Raw genomic sequence first — 14572 nt, 5'->3', positions numbered from 1 at the left:
AATCGCTCTTTCAGGACAAGAAAAATTATTTTTTTGCAGTCCGGGCTTTTCACTTCGATCTGGGCTAAAACTATCCTGCACCTAAGAATAGTTTTTTATGGCTAATACAGTTTAATTTTCAGCTTTTACCTCAGTACGATTCAAAAGAATTGGCTCTCCAAAACCAACTTTATTTAACTTTTGCAATTGCGTTTCAGCATCACCTACTACTAAATAAATCATTTTATTTGAATTTAAGTACTTTTCAGAGAGTTTTTTTATTTGTTCAATAGTAATGTTTTTTACTGTATTCCCCCGTAGTTTAGCGTAATCATCTGAAAATTTATGAGTGCTAATCTCATAGAGCATGTCTAGTTTAGCGGATAGCGTTTCAAATGTTCTTGCATTACTCTTTATTAAATATCCTTTGGTAACTTCTAGATCTGTTGCATTGAAGCGTGGACCATATTGTTCTACAATTTCTTTAATTAAACTTATGGATTCAAACGTTACATTAGAGCGAACACCGCTAAAAATAGTGAATGGGCCTTTGTTATTTGATCCATCAAATGAAGAACCAATACCATATGTATATCCTTTTCCTTCTCTTAATTGTTGGGTTAATTGTGATGCAAAACCACCGCCACCTAAACGATAATTCATAATAGTTGCTGGATAAAAATCCTTGTCAGTTGCAGCAAGTGCCGGATAACCAATTCTAATTACGGATTGTTTTGCTCCTGGAACATCATAAAAATAAATTTTTGATGCAGTAACAGTTTTTGTAAAGGCTATTTGAGGAATAGTAACTTTTTTGGACTCCCAATTTTTGTTTAGGGTCGCTAAAGAATTGGTCACATCATTTTTTGAAACAGCACCAACAATTTGAAAACTGGAAATTACCGGAGAGATGTTATTCACATAATAATTTTTAAGATCATCAATAGTGATTGTGTTTACAGAATTCTCTGTACCGATACGGTTGTTTGATAAGATCGATTCTTTTCCATGAATTAATTTTTTAAACTCATTTCTTGCAATGTTGTTGGGGTCTGCTTTCTGTTGTGTAATTTGACTTAGAGTACTTTGTTTGATCAAATCAAATTCTTTGATGTCCCATCGGGGTTGCAACACTATTTCTTGTATTAATGCCATAGTCGCATTGTAATTCTTTGCCAGGGTATTCCCTGAAATAAAGATTGCTTCATCAGTTGCATTAGCTTTGATTGTGGCTCCAAGGCTTTCGATAGCATTTTCGAGTTGCTCCGGAGTTTTATTTTTTGTTCCTTTTGTCATCAATTCAGCCAACATATTAGAAATACCTACTTTTTGGTTTTTTTCAAGTAGCATTCCCCCTTTTATTTGTAACTGAAACTGGACAAGTGGGACTTCATAATTTTCAATTCCCAAAACGTTTAGACCAGAAGATAATTCATTTTTCCATACTGATGGTAATTTAACATCCGGGCTTTTACCATAAGCTGGTTCTATACTTCGGTCAAATTTTGAAGGCGTTTTTTTATAAGTTGCTGTTATGCTGGCATCAAACGAATCTTCTTTACCGTCAATTATTTTTTCCTCAACAACGGTTGCTAAAGTGGAGCCTTCGAGTATTAAATTAGCACCTCCTTTTGGTACAAAACTGGTGGCAATATAAGGTTTTCCTTTTATATATTTTTGATATACCCGCATTACATCTTCAGTAGTTACGGCAAGAATGTTTTTCACATCCTGATTAATATAATCTGGAGTTCCTGCAAAAATTTCATACTGTGCTAATTGAAATCCTTTCCCCAATACACTGGATAAATTGGTGTAAAAAGCAGTTTCTTGACCCGCTTTAATACGGTTTAAATCTTCCTGTGAGATCCCTTGGGCTTCAAAGTCTTTAAAAGCTTCGTTAACACCATTCAGGACTGTATTTAAATTTATTTTTTCAAAAGCAGTAATATTTAGCATATATTGCCCTGCTATTTCTGAATTGTATTGAAACAAATCAGCGGCATCAGTTAATTTTTTGTCTTCTATGAGTGTTTTGTATAGCGGGGCTTTCTTCCCTTTTGAAAGATAGTTGGCCAATACTTCTAGCGCGTAACTATCTGGATGGTATTCATAAACGGATGGCCATGTTAATGTCAGTTGAGGTAAACGAGCAAAATTATCTTCATAATATAATTTTTTAGTTTCACTAAGCATTACGGGCTGTTTCTCTATTTTAGGAATATTTTCACCTCGTTTGATCTCTCCAAAATATTTTTCAATCCATGCTTTAGTTTGATTGATATCAAAATCTCCTGCAATGGTGAGCGTAACATTGTTAGGTACATACCAGCGATTGTAGAAATTTTTAACATCTTCAAGGGTAGCATTTTGTAAATCTTCTAAGGAACCAATTACATCCCAATTATAGGGATGTGTAGGAGGATATAAATTTTTTGAGATTACCGAAAAATTGTGTCCATAGGGTCTGTTATCATAACTCTGTCTTTTTTCATTTTTAACTACCTGTTTTTCTTTTGCAAGAACAGGTTCAGTTACTGTATTGATAAAGTAGCCTAATTTATCGGCCTCTGCCCATATCATTTTTTCTAATGCATCTTTGGGTACGGTTTGAAAATAATTAGTACGATCTCGACTTGTAGAACCATTAGCACCAGCGCCACCAATTCGCGCACTCATTTTGTCAAGGCCTCCTTTACCTAAGTTTTCAGATTCTAAAAAAAGCAAATGCTCAAATAAGTGTGCAAATCCGGTACGACCAGCCTTTTCTCTTGCGGAACCCACATGGCTTGTTAGAGCAACTGCAACAACGGGGTCCGATCGATCAATATGTAAAATTACTTGTAATCCGTTTTCTAAAGTAAATTTTTCAAATTCAACTTTGAAATCGTTTGATTTTTGATTTTGAGAATACGAGGAGAACGCACTAAGAAGTATAAAATAAAAAAATAATAACTGATTTGATTTCATTTTTTAAATTTAGTAAGAAGTTATTTTGTGAAAGAATATGATTTATTTATGGAACTAAAGTATGAAAATTAAATAATAAAATACAGAAGTTTAGGTTAAAACCAAAATAATGAGCAACAATGTCAAAAAATAAAATTCACTCACCGCTTTATAAGTGCTGCTTAGCGATTAAATTAAAATTATAATTTAAAAAGAAAGTAGGGTAAACGGTTTTATAGTTGTCTTATTAGTGAAAGTTGGTAGTACATCAATATCATATTAATTACTAAATTAAAAATTATGAACCCATTTAAAGCCTTATTTATTTTGATTGCCTTTGGTTTTTCCATAAATGTAACTGCACAAAAAGCGAAAGTTACTGCTGACAATCAAAACGATACCAAACAAGAATTTCTATCATATTATGAGCAACGAGCTGCAGAGGATGCTAAATATGAGCAAGAATTTAAAGCAGAAAATAGTAATGAAGATAAAGTTTTCTGGGAGGAACAAAAGCAATACGAAAAAAAATTAAAGAAAAATAACAGAAAAGCTTACCGAGTTTATATTCAAGGTAAAAAAGAGTCGTATTCGCAACACAACAACTATTGTGATCACGATCATCACAGCGACTATTATTACAGGAATGCAAGATTTTATTATTATGACTATAATAGCAGAAGTAATTATGAGACAAGATCTAGTGGGGCTACAATAAGCACACCGGTTCGCATCAATACTCCAAGGGTACGATTGGGTATTTTTTAATTTGGCGTTAAACTCTGAATCAATCCCTTTGCTTTTAAACCTTTAATAGTGTAGATAAATTTTATTTCCCGTTAGGCTTGGATAGATTTGATGTTGCAAAATGCAGTACCTGCGTTGTAATATACAATGCCACTGGTCTAATGCCTAAATAGAGGACCATACCAAATAGGGCTAATAGAGATCCGACTCCAGTAGGAAGAACAGCACCAAAAGTATAGGTCATGCCAATCACAAACCCCAGAATGCATTCGGCCTTATAAATTGGAAAAAACAGGGCCAATATAAAAACGCCAATGAGCATATAACCGGGTATCTCAGTATAACCAAGAGTGAAAAAGAGCGAAAGTAGTATTCCAAAAGATAGTGCGCCTATGAACCCGTAAAAAATGTGCTTAAAAAGCTTTGATTTTTGTGATTTTTCATGTTTGGTGTCGTTAAACTTGATTTGAATCCGATAGAGCAAAAACCATGTAAGAAATGGAATTAAAAGCGCTCCCCACCAATTTGAAATTTCAGGCAAATCTTCCCGAGCCAATATATGATGGCTTGGAACACCACCATGATAATGGTTCCAAATTAAAAGTGATCCTATTGCAATTGTTGCAATTCCAGTACAATACAAACGGGTCTTAAAGAACATTCTATCATTCATAGTGGCTAAGTTTATAAGTTAGGTTGTTTTAAATTGGATTTGTTGACTTCTTCACTTGATTTGAGTTCACTTACTTTAAAATACTTTTAACGAAGTTATAAAAAAAAACAGTATGTGATACTACTAGTGAACCGTACTGATAAAGTGTTAATAGGCTAAACGACTTTTCTTTTATTCTTTCGTTTTAATAGATTTTTTTCAATGGCAATAACCGTCAGAATACCTAAAATATAAGCAAGTAAATCTACCCATGCAAAGGAATTCCCAAGAATAACGGTAGTGATTTTAGACTCCTGCAAGCCTAGTTTTTCAACCATATTTAAATATTGGGCGATTTCTATAGCAAATGAAAAGGCCAATACACTACCTGAGGCAATATAAACCGTTACATTTATAAATGATTTTAGAAAACAATACAGTAAAATAACAACTAAGAAATCTCCAAAATAAGGTCTTATAAAGGTATCATGCACAAACAAAGCAATTGTTAGTTCTATTAGAAAAAGTAAAATAGTATATGCAAAATATTTCGGGTTGAATTGAAACATATTAGTTGGTTAGTGATTTGATTGTTTTATTTTTACTCCATTTTTTTTTGGTGTTCACTTATTTCTATTGTTTTCTCAAGCCTTGATATTCTGGTCTTTTCTTGTTTAGCAGTCATTATCCAATGTATCATTACCTTTTTGTAGGATGGAGCTTGTGTATTGAAAAAGTCCCATGCTAAGGAGTTCAGTCTGAATTGACTTTCATAATTCGGCGAAAGGATCCCCATTTCTTTTTTTTCGTGAGAATAAATACGGGATTTGCTCTCTGTACGTAAATCAAATGCTTTTTGGCCTTCGGGTGTTATTAGTCCGGATTTATTGAGCTCCTCTACTTTTCGGATGTTGATAGCGCTCCAAATACTGTTGCTTCTTCTGGGTGTAAAACGGATGCTGTAACTTTCATGATCTATTGATTTACGTACGCCGTCTATCCAGCCAAAGCACAGTGCTTGATCCACAGATTGCGACCAAGTCATTGAGCGTTTGTTGCTACCCACTTTATAGAAACCAACTAATAGTTCGGTTTCTTTTTTGTAATGCTTTTCTAACCATTCTCTAAATTCGGCTTGTGTTGCAAAAAAGGTTGGTGTCATTTTAAAGACTAAGTTTATTAATTTGTTGAGAAAAATACAAAAAAAGAGTTTCACAACCATGCTGATTGTTTCTTTAAAAAACAATCATTAGCGCAGTTTTTCGCCCTGTGCTTATTCTAATTAGGAATTATGATATAAATAATAAAATCATTTACCATACAATTTCTAATAAGTTCTTTATTGGTAGTGGCTTGATAGAAAATCAACATTTTTTGTTTTCAATGTGTTAGTTACTTAATAGTCTAGGCATATTTTACATAACGTTGCAAACGAGTGGGTTGTGTCAGCAAAGTGGGAATATGAATTTTTACATTTAGAGTCAAACACGTAAAAGAAATTTGTGGGATTAGCAAGTCTACAATGCGCTAATTGAGCATGGAAGACTTTGCATTTATTATGTTTTTTAAGACGATTAGGTTTTTATATTTTGAATTAATTTATTCAATAAGCGATGAAGGTCAATACCTTCTTGACTCGTAAGTCCAACATTATCGGATAAATGTTTTTGTAAAATTGAGGCTTTCAATTGTATTAAGTTTCCCGTTTCAGTTAATGATATAATGACATTGCGCTCATCTATTTTAGAGCGCACTCGGCTTACTAAATCCATTTCCTGCATTCTTTTTAATAATGGCGTTAGCGTGTTTGACTGTAACTTTAATTTGTCTGAAAGGTAATTAACATTCACAGTGTCCGATTCCCATAAAACGATAAGCACCAAATATTGCGGATATGTGATTCCCAAATTATCAAGAATAGGATGATAGCATTTTGTAACCAGACGCGAAGCCGCATACAATGGAAAGCATAATTGATTCTCTAATTTTAGTGATTCCCTTGTTTCGTCATTTTCCATTAAACTATTTATTTGACCCGTTTATATTTTGAAGCTATTTATAAATAAAGTAAATCAGCTTTAGGTTAAAACTAATTACAAGGTAAACTAGTAATGTTTTAATCCAAAGCTGACTTTTTATTGTTTATTTTAATTCAAATTTAATTCAACGTCAATGTTTCCGCGAGTGGCATTCGAGTAAGGGCATATTTTATGTGCTTTGTCCACCAGCTCTTTAGCTAGTTGATTTTCAATACCAGGAATTGAAATGTTTAACGAAACGACAAGTTGAAACCCACCTTTTGAGTCCGACTGAAGTCCCACAGTTGCTTTTACAGAAGAAGGGTTTTCTGGTCTAATTTTTTCTTGGTTCATGACTAAATTCAGTGCACTGTCAAAGCATGATGCATATCCTGCTGCAAAAAGCTGTTCTGGATTTGTAAATCCTTGTTGTGTACCTCCTAATTCTTTTGGCATTCTTACTTCAAGTTCTAACACACCGTCTTCGCTTGTTACTTTTCCATTTCTTCCCCCCGTTACCGTGGCGCTGGTTTCATACAATGTTTTCATAATTTAAATTTTATCGTTTACGATTATATCGTAAACGATACAAATATATAAATAATATTTTAATAATCGGTTTCAATGATTTTATATATTTTATCTACTTGTTCATTATAGTTAGCTTCACTTGTCATTAACATCCCGCTACTGAAGCGAGTTTAGGACTAAATTTAGCCCATTATTCGGATTTTTCATCTCAGACCAAATACAAAACCAACTTCCATTAAGCCAATTGCCCGCATCTATCGTTGCAGCTGTTAGCGGCAGGCGAAGTAGTAGTCATTTACTATAGTTTTTTAAATATCAGTTGCATCGTTTCTTTATCAATAGCATTCATATCTATCAATTTCAATGCCTTTACCATTTTCAATGTTGATGTTTTGTAATGTTTGAAATGTGGCGTTTGTAAATGCGATTCATAAGCCTTCCTGTTTGCATAGATTTCCAGTATTCTAATTTCAGTTAAATTTTCTTTTTGAAACATTGGATATATTGATATTACTCCAGATTCCAATCTAACGGATGCCTCAGCTTCCTCTTTCAAGATTGAAATATACTCCCCTAAATGTTCATGAACGACTTGAATTTCGGAGATTCTGATCATCATATCTTCAGATTTATTTCCAGATTTTATAATTTGCTTTTGTGCACAGGAAGTGCAAATTAAAATAATCAGTACCAGTGTTCGTAAGATTTGTAAATGTCTCATGCTAGTTCGGTTTTTCTTATTACTCGCCCCTAAGGTCCTGTGACTTTACGAAGTTTGGCACTAAGTTAAGACTTATTTTTCGGATTTGCCACCCGAGCGATAGCGAACAGGCAAAGCAAATCATCCTAAATACAAGGCCAACTTTCCAATAAGCCAATTTTCTAAATCCGCTGTAGTAGCTGTTACCTGCTGGTATTTTAGGTATGTTTATTTCCGAATAGTTTTGAAAAAAAACTTTTTTTAATTGGTTTTTCAATTCCCCAAATCAATTCTGTTTCGTGTCTTGTAGCTTTGTCAATGTTCGGACCGAACTTCCCCCAAGCAAAACCACTTTGGTTTTGTTTATTTCGCAAGTCGGCAATAACAAAATTGTCTGGAAGTAATAATGCAAACTTTTTTAAAGTTGTATCGTTTGATTGCCTAGCGCTTTCAAGTTCAATAAATCCATTATCTTTATTCCAAATATCCATAATAACTTTCTCGTGAATTATGTCAAGATTAGATTTATTGCCATTTTTTCCAAAGTCATTCACGTGTTCAATAAATTGTGTTAAGTTATCTGAATGCTTAACTATAACTGCTGGATCGTGACATACATAAAATACGTTTCCCCAATTTCCATTTTTGTTAACGTCTAAAATCCAAAAATTCCCAAATCCGTCTCCTGTAAGTTGTACAGAATTTGGAAAAAACGCTTCAAAGCCAAATTGTCCAATTCCGTCAAATGTAACTTCTTCAAGTCCATAAAATTCAAAACCTTTTGTAAATTTTAGTAGTTCTCTAATTTCACTTGGAATTTTCTCGGTTGGAGCTTGTTTTGCTAATACATCAATTTGTAAGTCCGTCAATCCAGATTTAAGTTCAACTGTGTATTCATTTCCATCTTCAGAAATATAGTTCTCTGTCAAAATGGATTTAAGCTGTTCAGTTGCTGTCATATTTTAGGATTTTATTTTTAAGTAAGTTCGGTTATGCTTTCCACTAATGTTTACTGGTTTTAAGAAGTTGGGGATTTGTAATCCCGAAATTTTCAATTGAGCACTGAAAATCAAAAAATACAAAACAAACTTTAAATTAAGTCCTTAACCCCAATTTCTTAAAACTGGTGTTGTTAGAAGTGGTCTTCATTCACAATTTAAAGGTTATTGTCCTATAAAAAAAGCCACGGATAACTTCCGTATCTGTGGCTTTTAGTGCTAAGAAGTTGTCATTAATGATTTATTTTAGAGCGTAGTTGATAGCACCACCATCAACTAAAATCTCTGTTCCTGTAATAAAACTTGCATCATCAGAAGCTAAAAACAGTACTGTTTTTGCAATTTCATCTGCCGTTCCAAGTCTTTGTAAAGCCGTAACCGATGCCAAATATTCTTTAGCATCAAAGGCAGCTTTGTCTAAACCTGGTGTTTGAACTGGTCCTGGACTCACAATGTTTACTCTAATTTTTCTGCTTGCCAATTCATTTGCTGCGATACGCCCAATAGCGTTTACAGCTCCTTTAGTTGCCGAATAGATACTGCTATTAATTCCGGAAGCTGTTGCAACAGTAGAGGAAGTCAATAATACAGAAGCTCCATCTTTCAGGTAGGGTATCATTTTTTGCAAAGTGAAATACAATCCTTTTACATTGGTGTTGAATTGGGCATCAAAATCGGCTTCTGTCGCTTGTTGAATTGGGGCAAAAATGCCAATCCCTGCGTTCAGGAATAGAACATCTAACTTACTTCCGCTTTCCGCAACTGCTTTTTCTAAAGCCACAATACCTGCTAAATTTGATGTGTCTGAAACTACGGTTTTCAATTTATCACTACTGATTTCTGTTGCTGCTTTTTGCAAATTTTCAGCATTTCTACTCGTAATCCATACGTTTGCTCCTGCATTGATAAACGCTTTTGCGGTTGCCAATCCTATTCCAGTGCTTCCACCATTTATGACTACATTTTTGTTTGTGAAATTCATTTTATATATTTTTTAAAGTGAAGCACAAATGTAGAATGAATAAATATATTTTTGTAACTTTGTAACTAAAAGTAACAGTAACCTTGAAGTAACAAAGTAACCTATGGAAGAAAATCAATGTTTGCAAAACAAGAAAAATATGATGGCAATCCAAGATTCCATGCATGTGCTAAATGGAAAATGGAAGATAGCAATTATTTCCTCTATTTGCTATTATAACAAAAGACGGTTTTCTGATATTTTGAATGACGTAGTTGGTGTTTCAAACAAAATGTTAAGTAAGGAGTTAAAGGAATTAGAAATAAATAAATTGGTAAAGCGAACCGTTTTAAACACACAACCCATAACGGTTCAGTATGAACTTACGGAACACGGAAAAACGTTAAAAAACATTATCAATAATCTAACAGATTGGGGAATTGCACACCGAAAACAAATAGTAGAGGTGTAATTTCTGCTTTGTTGGGTGTCGTCTTGCCATTGCTGCAAAGGTCCCGAGGTATGGCAGGGTTTGGGTTTGGGACTGATTTAAGATTTATTTTTCGGTTGAGCACAAATTTCCAACTACAAAACCAACTTTCCATTAAGCCAATTGCCCAAATCCGTTGTAGTAGCTGTTGTAGGAAGTGCTTTATTTTAATACTTTAGACTTCTGAATGTTCGTAGCTTTCTGTTTTATCCATTGAATTGAAATATCAACTGGTGCTGTAATATTGCCGGAAGTAGTATTGTGTCCTAATGTTGGAAACAAGGTATATTCGAAAGGTTTACCTTGAGCTTTCAATGTATTTAATTGCTCCATACATAACTTTACTGGAATCTGTATATCTTTCTCACCAAAAAGCCAAAGTCCCGGAATTGAAAGAGTATTCAAGGAAATCTTTGGGTCAGTAGCTGTAAATTGATACCTGTCAGAATCATTTTTGATATGTTCACGTGCTTCTGCTTCAGTGTGATTTCCCCAAAAATTATTATTCCCATTGGTATAAAACTGAAATCTAAGTTGTTCCAAAGTTGTAATTGTTGGGCAACTAAATAAAACCATAAATTCTATTAACGGATTTTTACTTGCAGCAATTGGGATTATCCATCCTGCTTGACTGAAGCCAACTAATCCAATTGGTATTTTTTTATCTTTGAAATAGGTTCGAAATGTATTTACTGCAGAACTTGCATCCTGAGATAATAAATTAAGATTAATATTATCAATATTATTCGTGCCAACAGATGGTCCTACATACACACCGCCTGATTCTCCAACTCCACGTTTATCATATGTCAATACTGCAATGCCTTCTTTGGCAAGACGTTTAGCGAACTCCATTTCTCTTTTTACAGGATCAGACCCATGAACAATTACAACTGCTGCAAGTGTTTTTTTAGGCGTAAAAATCGAGCCTGCAAGAGTGACGCCTTGACTTTCAAACTTTACATCTTGAATGGTAAAATCGGCCGATTGAGAAAATACCATTTCTGGTAAAGTTATTAATAACCAAAGAAATAAGTTAATGTACATTTTGGTTTAATTTAAAAATTGTTTTTAACTGTCTTGGTCTTCGTTAGCATTGCTTATAACGTTATGCCACTTTGAGATGGCTGGAAGTTCGTAAACACTCAATTTTCGGCTTAACGAAAACTTGATGCGAAACTGTAATTCCACTAAATTCCAGCTAGCTCAAAATGGGTGTCGTACGCTGGCTTTTTGGTTCAAGTATCTTGATTTACAAAATTTGATGATTATCAATTATTTTTTAGTTTTTTCGATACTTCATCGTAATATTCTAATGTTACTACTTCAGTCCAAGTAGTTGGTTGTACACCACCGTATAAAGCCAAATAAGTTACATCACTATACTTGGTGGATGAATGCCAATGTTCGATATCTTTCTCACATTTAATTACATCTCCTTCTTTTAGAATTATAGGTTCATTTCCTCTTTCTTGATAATAGGCTTCTCCATCTACGATTATTAAGAGTTGTGCAGTACTATGTTTATGCCAATCCAAGGTTGAGTTGGCTTTGAAGGTTGCTTTTGTTATGTTATAACCGAATTCGGCATCATCGTGAATAATAGCATTCAGCCAAGCCTCTCCTATATAGTGAGTATTGGGTGCTTTAGTACCCTTTGTAAGATATGTGGAAATTTTATATTCAGCATCTTGGGAAAATGCCGATATTGAGGCTAAAATAAATAGGACTAAAATTGATTTTTTCATTTTATAATTTTTAAAGGTTTTATATTTTTTGCTTGCATTAGATTTTTTAAGCTTACTGCTAACGTCCCGCTTCTTGGCGAGGTTAGGGACTAAATTAAGATTAATATTTCGGTTAAGCACAAAATTTCCAAATACAAGACCAACTTTAAAGTATGCCTAAAACCCCAATCTCACCAAACGGCTGTTAGCAGAAGTGGCTTAATCTATTTTTTTTAAGCTTCTTTCAATACTAAAATACATTATAATAAATCCAACAACAAGTGGTACTAAAAGTAAAATTTCTCCATCATACTTTTGATAATCAAAAATTAAAGCTAACCCTAAAATTAGTCCGTAGATTACAATCATATAATTTGATGCATATCTATTCGCAATCTTCCAATGTTCGACACTTTTTTTTGCACTTCCCAACTGATAGCCAAATAAATAATTTGGTTTTTTTGGCGTAAAAAATTTAAGGATAATTGCAAAAATCAACAATATTGAGAGTATTGGTATCATATTTTAATTTTTAATGTTTTTTTAGAGCAATATTTGTGGCCATTTCTGGTAACGTCCCGCTAGTAGGCGATGGTCGGGATTAGAATGATCCATATTTCGGACTAGCCTAAATAATCCAAGTACAAACAAATTAATCAATTAATCACGATGCCCGACTATTTCTTACTAGCTGTTATGCGGGGTTGTGAATGGTTAAAAACAAATTTTATTATGAAAATAAGAACAATAAACATTCCAATTTACTTTGATAAACTTACAATCGTAATTACAGATGATTTTAAAAAAGTAGATAAATTATTCAAAACTAAAATAGGAAATAGCAAATATGACGGTGTTTGTTTTGATAAAAAAGGCGAATATGTAATAGCTTTGAAAAAGATTGAATGCTCTATTATTGCTCACGAGGTTGTTCATATTGTTAATTCTATTTATCTAAAGTGCGGAATACAATTAGACCGAGTAAATGACGAACCTCAAGCATATTTAACTGGCTGGATAATAAATGAAATTGACAAATTTGTAAAAGAAAGTTATTCTGAAAGCAAATTGTAGCAATCCTGCATAACGTCCCGCTACTACAGCGGGTTTGGGGCTAAATTAAGCCCATTCTTCGGATTTGCAAAATTATCCCCAATACAAAACCAACTTTCCATTAAGCCAATTGCCCAAATCCGTTGTAGTAGCTGTTATGCCTTCGCCCTTTTCATTAGTTGAATTCTGTTCTGATAAATGACAATCTGTTTTTTTTCATTACTCTATAATTTCCGGCTAAATCAGTCCAAGATAATGTTTCATAAATATACAGCCAATATCTGTCAAAATCATCTCTTTTTAAAATTTCAGCTAGGTCTTTGTATTCTTTCAAATATGCTTTTGTGTTGTGTTTTTTGTCGTGTAAAAACGAAATTAGCAAAAAAATACAATCTAATGAATCAATTGAGTTTTGTTTAATGGTTGATATTTCAACATCAAAATCATATTTAATAGACCAATAAATTGCGTATGAACAAGCTTCATATATTTTCTTTTTTAGACCGTATGCGTATATGTCTTGAGCTATTTTTTTAATAGTAAGTTTATCAATTTGGTGTGGTTCAAAAACTTTTTCTTCTAGTAAATTTATCAAGTATGGAAACAATAAAACTAAATGATGAATTTGTTTTATGTAATAATCTTTTGCATTTCTGTCTAAATGTTTACTTCCAATTATTTTGATCGCATAATTTAAAATTGAAGCATCTGAATCTTCAAAAAGCATTAATTCAATTGCAAAGTCTAAAAAACCTTTTAATTCTTTAACCCTAATCGCTTCCTTTTTATTTACAATGTATGTGTTTGTGAAATTAAAATGGTTCATTTTAGTAACCCAATTCTTTACACTTGCTTGAGGCAAAGGAATTAGTTTGGACTTCTTACTATTTAATGCCAATTCATACTTTTTAAGTTCTTCTGATAAGCATAAAAAAAATCTGTCTGATTCTTCGTGTGAATCTACATAACAAGTATAATCATCAATATTTCTTATGTATTTAAAACCTTGTTTAGTTAGTTTATAGTCAACTGCAACAAGAATAATTTCTGAAATTAAATTTGAAGAATGTGGACCAATTAGTACGCCATTTGTTTCACCGTGTTTTAAATTTCGGGTATGAAAATCTATTTGATTAAACCATTCGTTCCTGTCAGTTGGTTTTGATTTTGACTTTGCGTGTTTTTTTCCAACTAATGCCCACGAAATTGAGTGGCTATAAACACTTGGAAAACAATTTGAAATATCTGCTAATGCTACAAACTTGCTTTTAATTACTATGTCTTGTTCTGGATCGCCATCTTTAGAAAAATTTTTATAATTCATTTCAAAAAGTTCCGACCTATTTTCAAGTTTTCTTAAATGTATTCTACTGATTTTAAAAGTATCGTTTAAAGTTTTATCTCGGAAATAATTTTGTATATCCTTCCAATTATCTGACAAAGATTTTGCTTGATTTGCATAAGCAAATGGTTCAGGAATTGCCATTGGCCTTGGAATATTTATATTCCTCATACTTGAATATCTGATAAAATCTTTTGGCTTATCGTTTATTGGAAAAGTAAGAGTTTGTGTATATGCTAAAAAATCTACACTAGTCAAAAAGTTAGGAATTTTTTCAGCGAAAAGTCCATAGCCTACTAATCCTTCATATAAGTCGGAGTCCGAAATTTCGTTTTTGTACTCAATGTATTTTCTCATTCAATTATTTTCGGTTTTTCGGTTTTTGAGGGTGAGGCATAACTACTTTATATACGAATAAAATTACC

At 33.0% G+C, this 14572-nt stretch carries 16 protein-coding genes; 3 read left to right on the top strand and 13 right to left on the bottom strand.

The window, feature by feature from the left end; all coding sequences use genetic code 11:
- Positions 1–111: 111 nt before the first annotated feature.
- Positions 112–2949, bottom strand: a complete 2838-nt coding sequence (locus ACNQF9_RS00545; RefSeq protein ID WP_417989427.1) for a M16 family metallopeptidase — start codon at positions 2947–2949, stop codon at positions 112–114.
- A gap of 279 nt (positions 2950–3228) precedes the next feature.
- Here ACNQF9_RS00545 and ACNQF9_RS00540 point away from each other — a divergent pair, with 279 nt between their 5' ends.
- A complete protein-coding gene (locus tag ACNQF9_RS00540) occupies positions 3229–3696 on the top strand; it encodes a hypothetical protein (RefSeq protein WP_417989426.1) in 468 nt (155 codons plus the stop codon).
- A gap of 61 nt (positions 3697–3757) precedes the next feature.
- Here ACNQF9_RS00540 and ACNQF9_RS00535 read toward each other — a convergent pair whose 3' ends face one another.
- From ACNQF9_RS00535 to ACNQF9_RS00500, 8 genes are all read right to left on the bottom strand, one after another.
- Positions 3758–4348, bottom strand: a complete 591-nt coding sequence (locus ACNQF9_RS00535) for a hypothetical protein (RefSeq protein ID WP_417989425.1) — start codon at positions 4346–4348, stop codon at positions 3758–3760.
- 155 nt (positions 4349–4503) lie between these two features.
- Positions 4504–4896, bottom strand: coding sequence for a ribosomal maturation YjgA family protein (locus ACNQF9_RS00530; RefSeq protein WP_417958290.1), 393 nt, complete (start codon positions 4894–4896; stop codon positions 4504–4506).
- 32 nt (positions 4897–4928) lie between these two features.
- Positions 4929–5489 carry a YdeI/OmpD-associated family protein gene (locus ACNQF9_RS00525; protein ID WP_417989424.1) on the bottom strand — a complete coding sequence of 187 codons (561 nt, stop codon included), beginning with the start codon at positions 5487–5489 and terminating at the stop codon, positions 4929–4931.
- 412 nt (positions 5490–5901) lie between these two features.
- A complete protein-coding gene (locus tag ACNQF9_RS00520) occupies positions 5902–6345 on the bottom strand; it encodes a MarR family winged helix-turn-helix transcriptional regulator (protein WP_417989423.1) in 444 nt (147 codons plus the stop codon).
- 129 nt (positions 6346–6474) lie between these two features.
- On the bottom strand, positions 6475–6894 hold the full coding sequence (locus ACNQF9_RS00515; protein ID WP_417958287.1) for an organic hydroperoxide resistance protein: 420 nt from the start codon (positions 6892–6894) through the stop codon (positions 6475–6477).
- Between the two features lie 280 nt (positions 6895–7174).
- Positions 7175–7597: a putative quinol monooxygenase gene (locus ACNQF9_RS00510; protein WP_417989422.1), complete on the bottom strand. Its 423-nt coding sequence runs from the start codon at positions 7595–7597 to the stop codon at positions 7175–7177.
- 197 nt (positions 7598–7794) lie between these two features.
- On the bottom strand, positions 7795–8535 hold the full coding sequence (locus ACNQF9_RS00505; protein ID WP_417989421.1) for an SMI1/KNR4 family protein: 741 nt from the start codon (positions 8533–8535) through the stop codon (positions 7795–7797).
- Between the two features lie 280 nt (positions 8536–8815).
- Positions 8816–9556 (bottom strand): SDR family oxidoreductase, encoded by a 741-nt coding sequence (locus tag ACNQF9_RS00500; protein WP_417989420.1) that lies wholly within the window; start codon positions 9554–9556, stop codon positions 8816–8818.
- 103 nt (positions 9557–9659) lie between these two features.
- Between ACNQF9_RS00500 and ACNQF9_RS00495 the strand changes: the two genes are divergently transcribed.
- Complete coding sequence (locus ACNQF9_RS00495) at positions 9660–10007, top strand: winged helix-turn-helix transcriptional regulator (protein WP_417958282.1); 348 nt, start codon at positions 9660–9662, stop codon at positions 10005–10007.
- Positions 10008–10187: 180 nt separating this feature from the next.
- Here ACNQF9_RS00495 and ACNQF9_RS00490 read toward each other — a convergent pair whose 3' ends face one another.
- The 3 genes from ACNQF9_RS00490 to ACNQF9_RS00480 all read right to left on the bottom strand — a co-directional run bounded on the left by ACNQF9_RS00490 (position 10188) and on the right by ACNQF9_RS00480 (position 12274).
- Positions 10188–11072, bottom strand: a complete 885-nt coding sequence (locus ACNQF9_RS00490; RefSeq protein ID WP_417989419.1) for an alpha/beta hydrolase family protein — start codon at positions 11070–11072, stop codon at positions 10188–10190.
- A gap of 224 nt (positions 11073–11296) precedes the next feature.
- Positions 11297–11773, bottom strand: a complete 477-nt coding sequence (locus tag ACNQF9_RS00485) for a cupin domain-containing protein (protein WP_417958280.1) — start codon at positions 11771–11773, stop codon at positions 11297–11299.
- Between the two features lie 198 nt (positions 11774–11971).
- Complete coding sequence (locus ACNQF9_RS00480; protein WP_417989418.1) at positions 11972–12274, bottom strand: SdpI family protein; 303 nt, start codon at positions 12272–12274, stop codon at positions 11972–11974.
- 210 nt (positions 12275–12484) lie between these two features.
- Between ACNQF9_RS00480 and ACNQF9_RS00475 the strand changes: the two genes are divergently transcribed.
- A complete protein-coding gene (locus ACNQF9_RS00475; RefSeq protein ID WP_417989417.1) occupies positions 12485–12826 on the top strand; it encodes a hypothetical protein in 342 nt (113 codons plus the stop codon).
- 154 nt (positions 12827–12980) lie between these two features.
- Here the strand turns inward: ACNQF9_RS00475 and ACNQF9_RS00470 are convergent, their stop codons facing one another.
- On the bottom strand, positions 12981–14504 hold the full coding sequence (locus ACNQF9_RS00470; RefSeq protein ID WP_417989416.1) for an RNA-directed DNA polymerase: 1524 nt from the start codon (positions 14502–14504) through the stop codon (positions 12981–12983).
- Positions 14505–14572: the final 68 nt, after the last annotated feature.

Origin of the sequence: Flavobacterium amylolyticum (assembly GCF_048284335.1) — a bacterium.
Taxonomy (GTDB): domain Bacteria; phylum Bacteroidota; class Bacteroidia; order Flavobacteriales; family Flavobacteriaceae; genus Flavobacterium.
The sequence above is the reverse complement of the archived record's forward strand: the minus strand, read 5'-3'. Positions and strand labels throughout refer to the sequence as shown.

Coding starts and splice junctions, on each gene's coding strand:
- ACNQF9_RS00505 (WP_417989421.1), bottom strand. CDS start 8,535: ATGACAGCAACTGAACAGCTTAAATCCATTTTGACAGAGAACTATATT.
- ACNQF9_RS00540 (WP_417989426.1), top strand. CDS start 3,229: ATGAACCCATTTAAAGCCTTATTTATTTTGATTGCCTTTGGTTTTTCC.
- ACNQF9_RS00525 (WP_417989424.1), bottom strand. CDS start 5,489: ATGACACCAACCTTTTTTGCAACACAAGCCGAATTTAGAGAATGGTTA.
- ACNQF9_RS00510 (WP_417989422.1), bottom strand. CDS start 7,597: ATGAGACATTTACAAATCTTACGAACACTGGTACTGATTATTTTAATT.
- ACNQF9_RS00530 (WP_417958290.1), bottom strand. CDS start 4,896: ATGTTTCAATTCAACCCGAAATATTTTGCATATACTATTTTACTTTTT.
- ACNQF9_RS00485 (WP_417958280.1), bottom strand. CDS start 11,773: ATGAAAAAATCAATTTTAGTCCTATTTATTTTAGCCTCAATATCGGCA.
- ACNQF9_RS00490 (WP_417989419.1), bottom strand. CDS start 11,072: ATGTACATTAACTTATTTCTTTGGTTATTAATAACTTTACCAGAAATG.
- ACNQF9_RS00470 (WP_417989416.1), bottom strand. CDS start 14,504: ATGAGAAAATACATTGAGTACAAAAACGAAATTTCGGACTCCGACTTA.
- ACNQF9_RS00480 (WP_417989418.1), bottom strand. CDS start 12,274: ATGATACCAATACTCTCAATATTGTTGATTTTTGCAATTATCCTTAAA.
- ACNQF9_RS00475 (WP_417989417.1), top strand. CDS start 12,485: ATGAAAATAAGAACAATAAACATTCCAATTTACTTTGATAAACTTACA.
- ACNQF9_RS00515 (WP_417958287.1), bottom strand. CDS start 6,894: ATGAAAACATTGTATGAAACCAGCGCCACGGTAACGGGGGGAAGAAAT.
- ACNQF9_RS00495 (WP_417958282.1), top strand. CDS start 9,660: ATGGAAGAAAATCAATGTTTGCAAAACAAGAAAAATATGATGGCAATC.
- ACNQF9_RS00500 (WP_417989420.1), bottom strand. CDS start 9,556: ATGAATTTCACAAACAAAAATGTAGTCATAAATGGTGGAAGCACTGGA.
- ACNQF9_RS00545 (WP_417989427.1), bottom strand. CDS start 2,949: ATGAAATCAAATCAGTTATTATTTTTTTATTTTATACTTCTTAGTGCG.
- ACNQF9_RS00520 (WP_417989423.1), bottom strand. CDS start 6,345: ATGGAAAATGACGAAACAAGGGAATCACTAAAATTAGAGAATCAATTA.
- ACNQF9_RS00535 (WP_417989425.1), bottom strand. CDS start 4,348: ATGAATGATAGAATGTTCTTTAAGACCCGTTTGTATTGTACTGGAATT.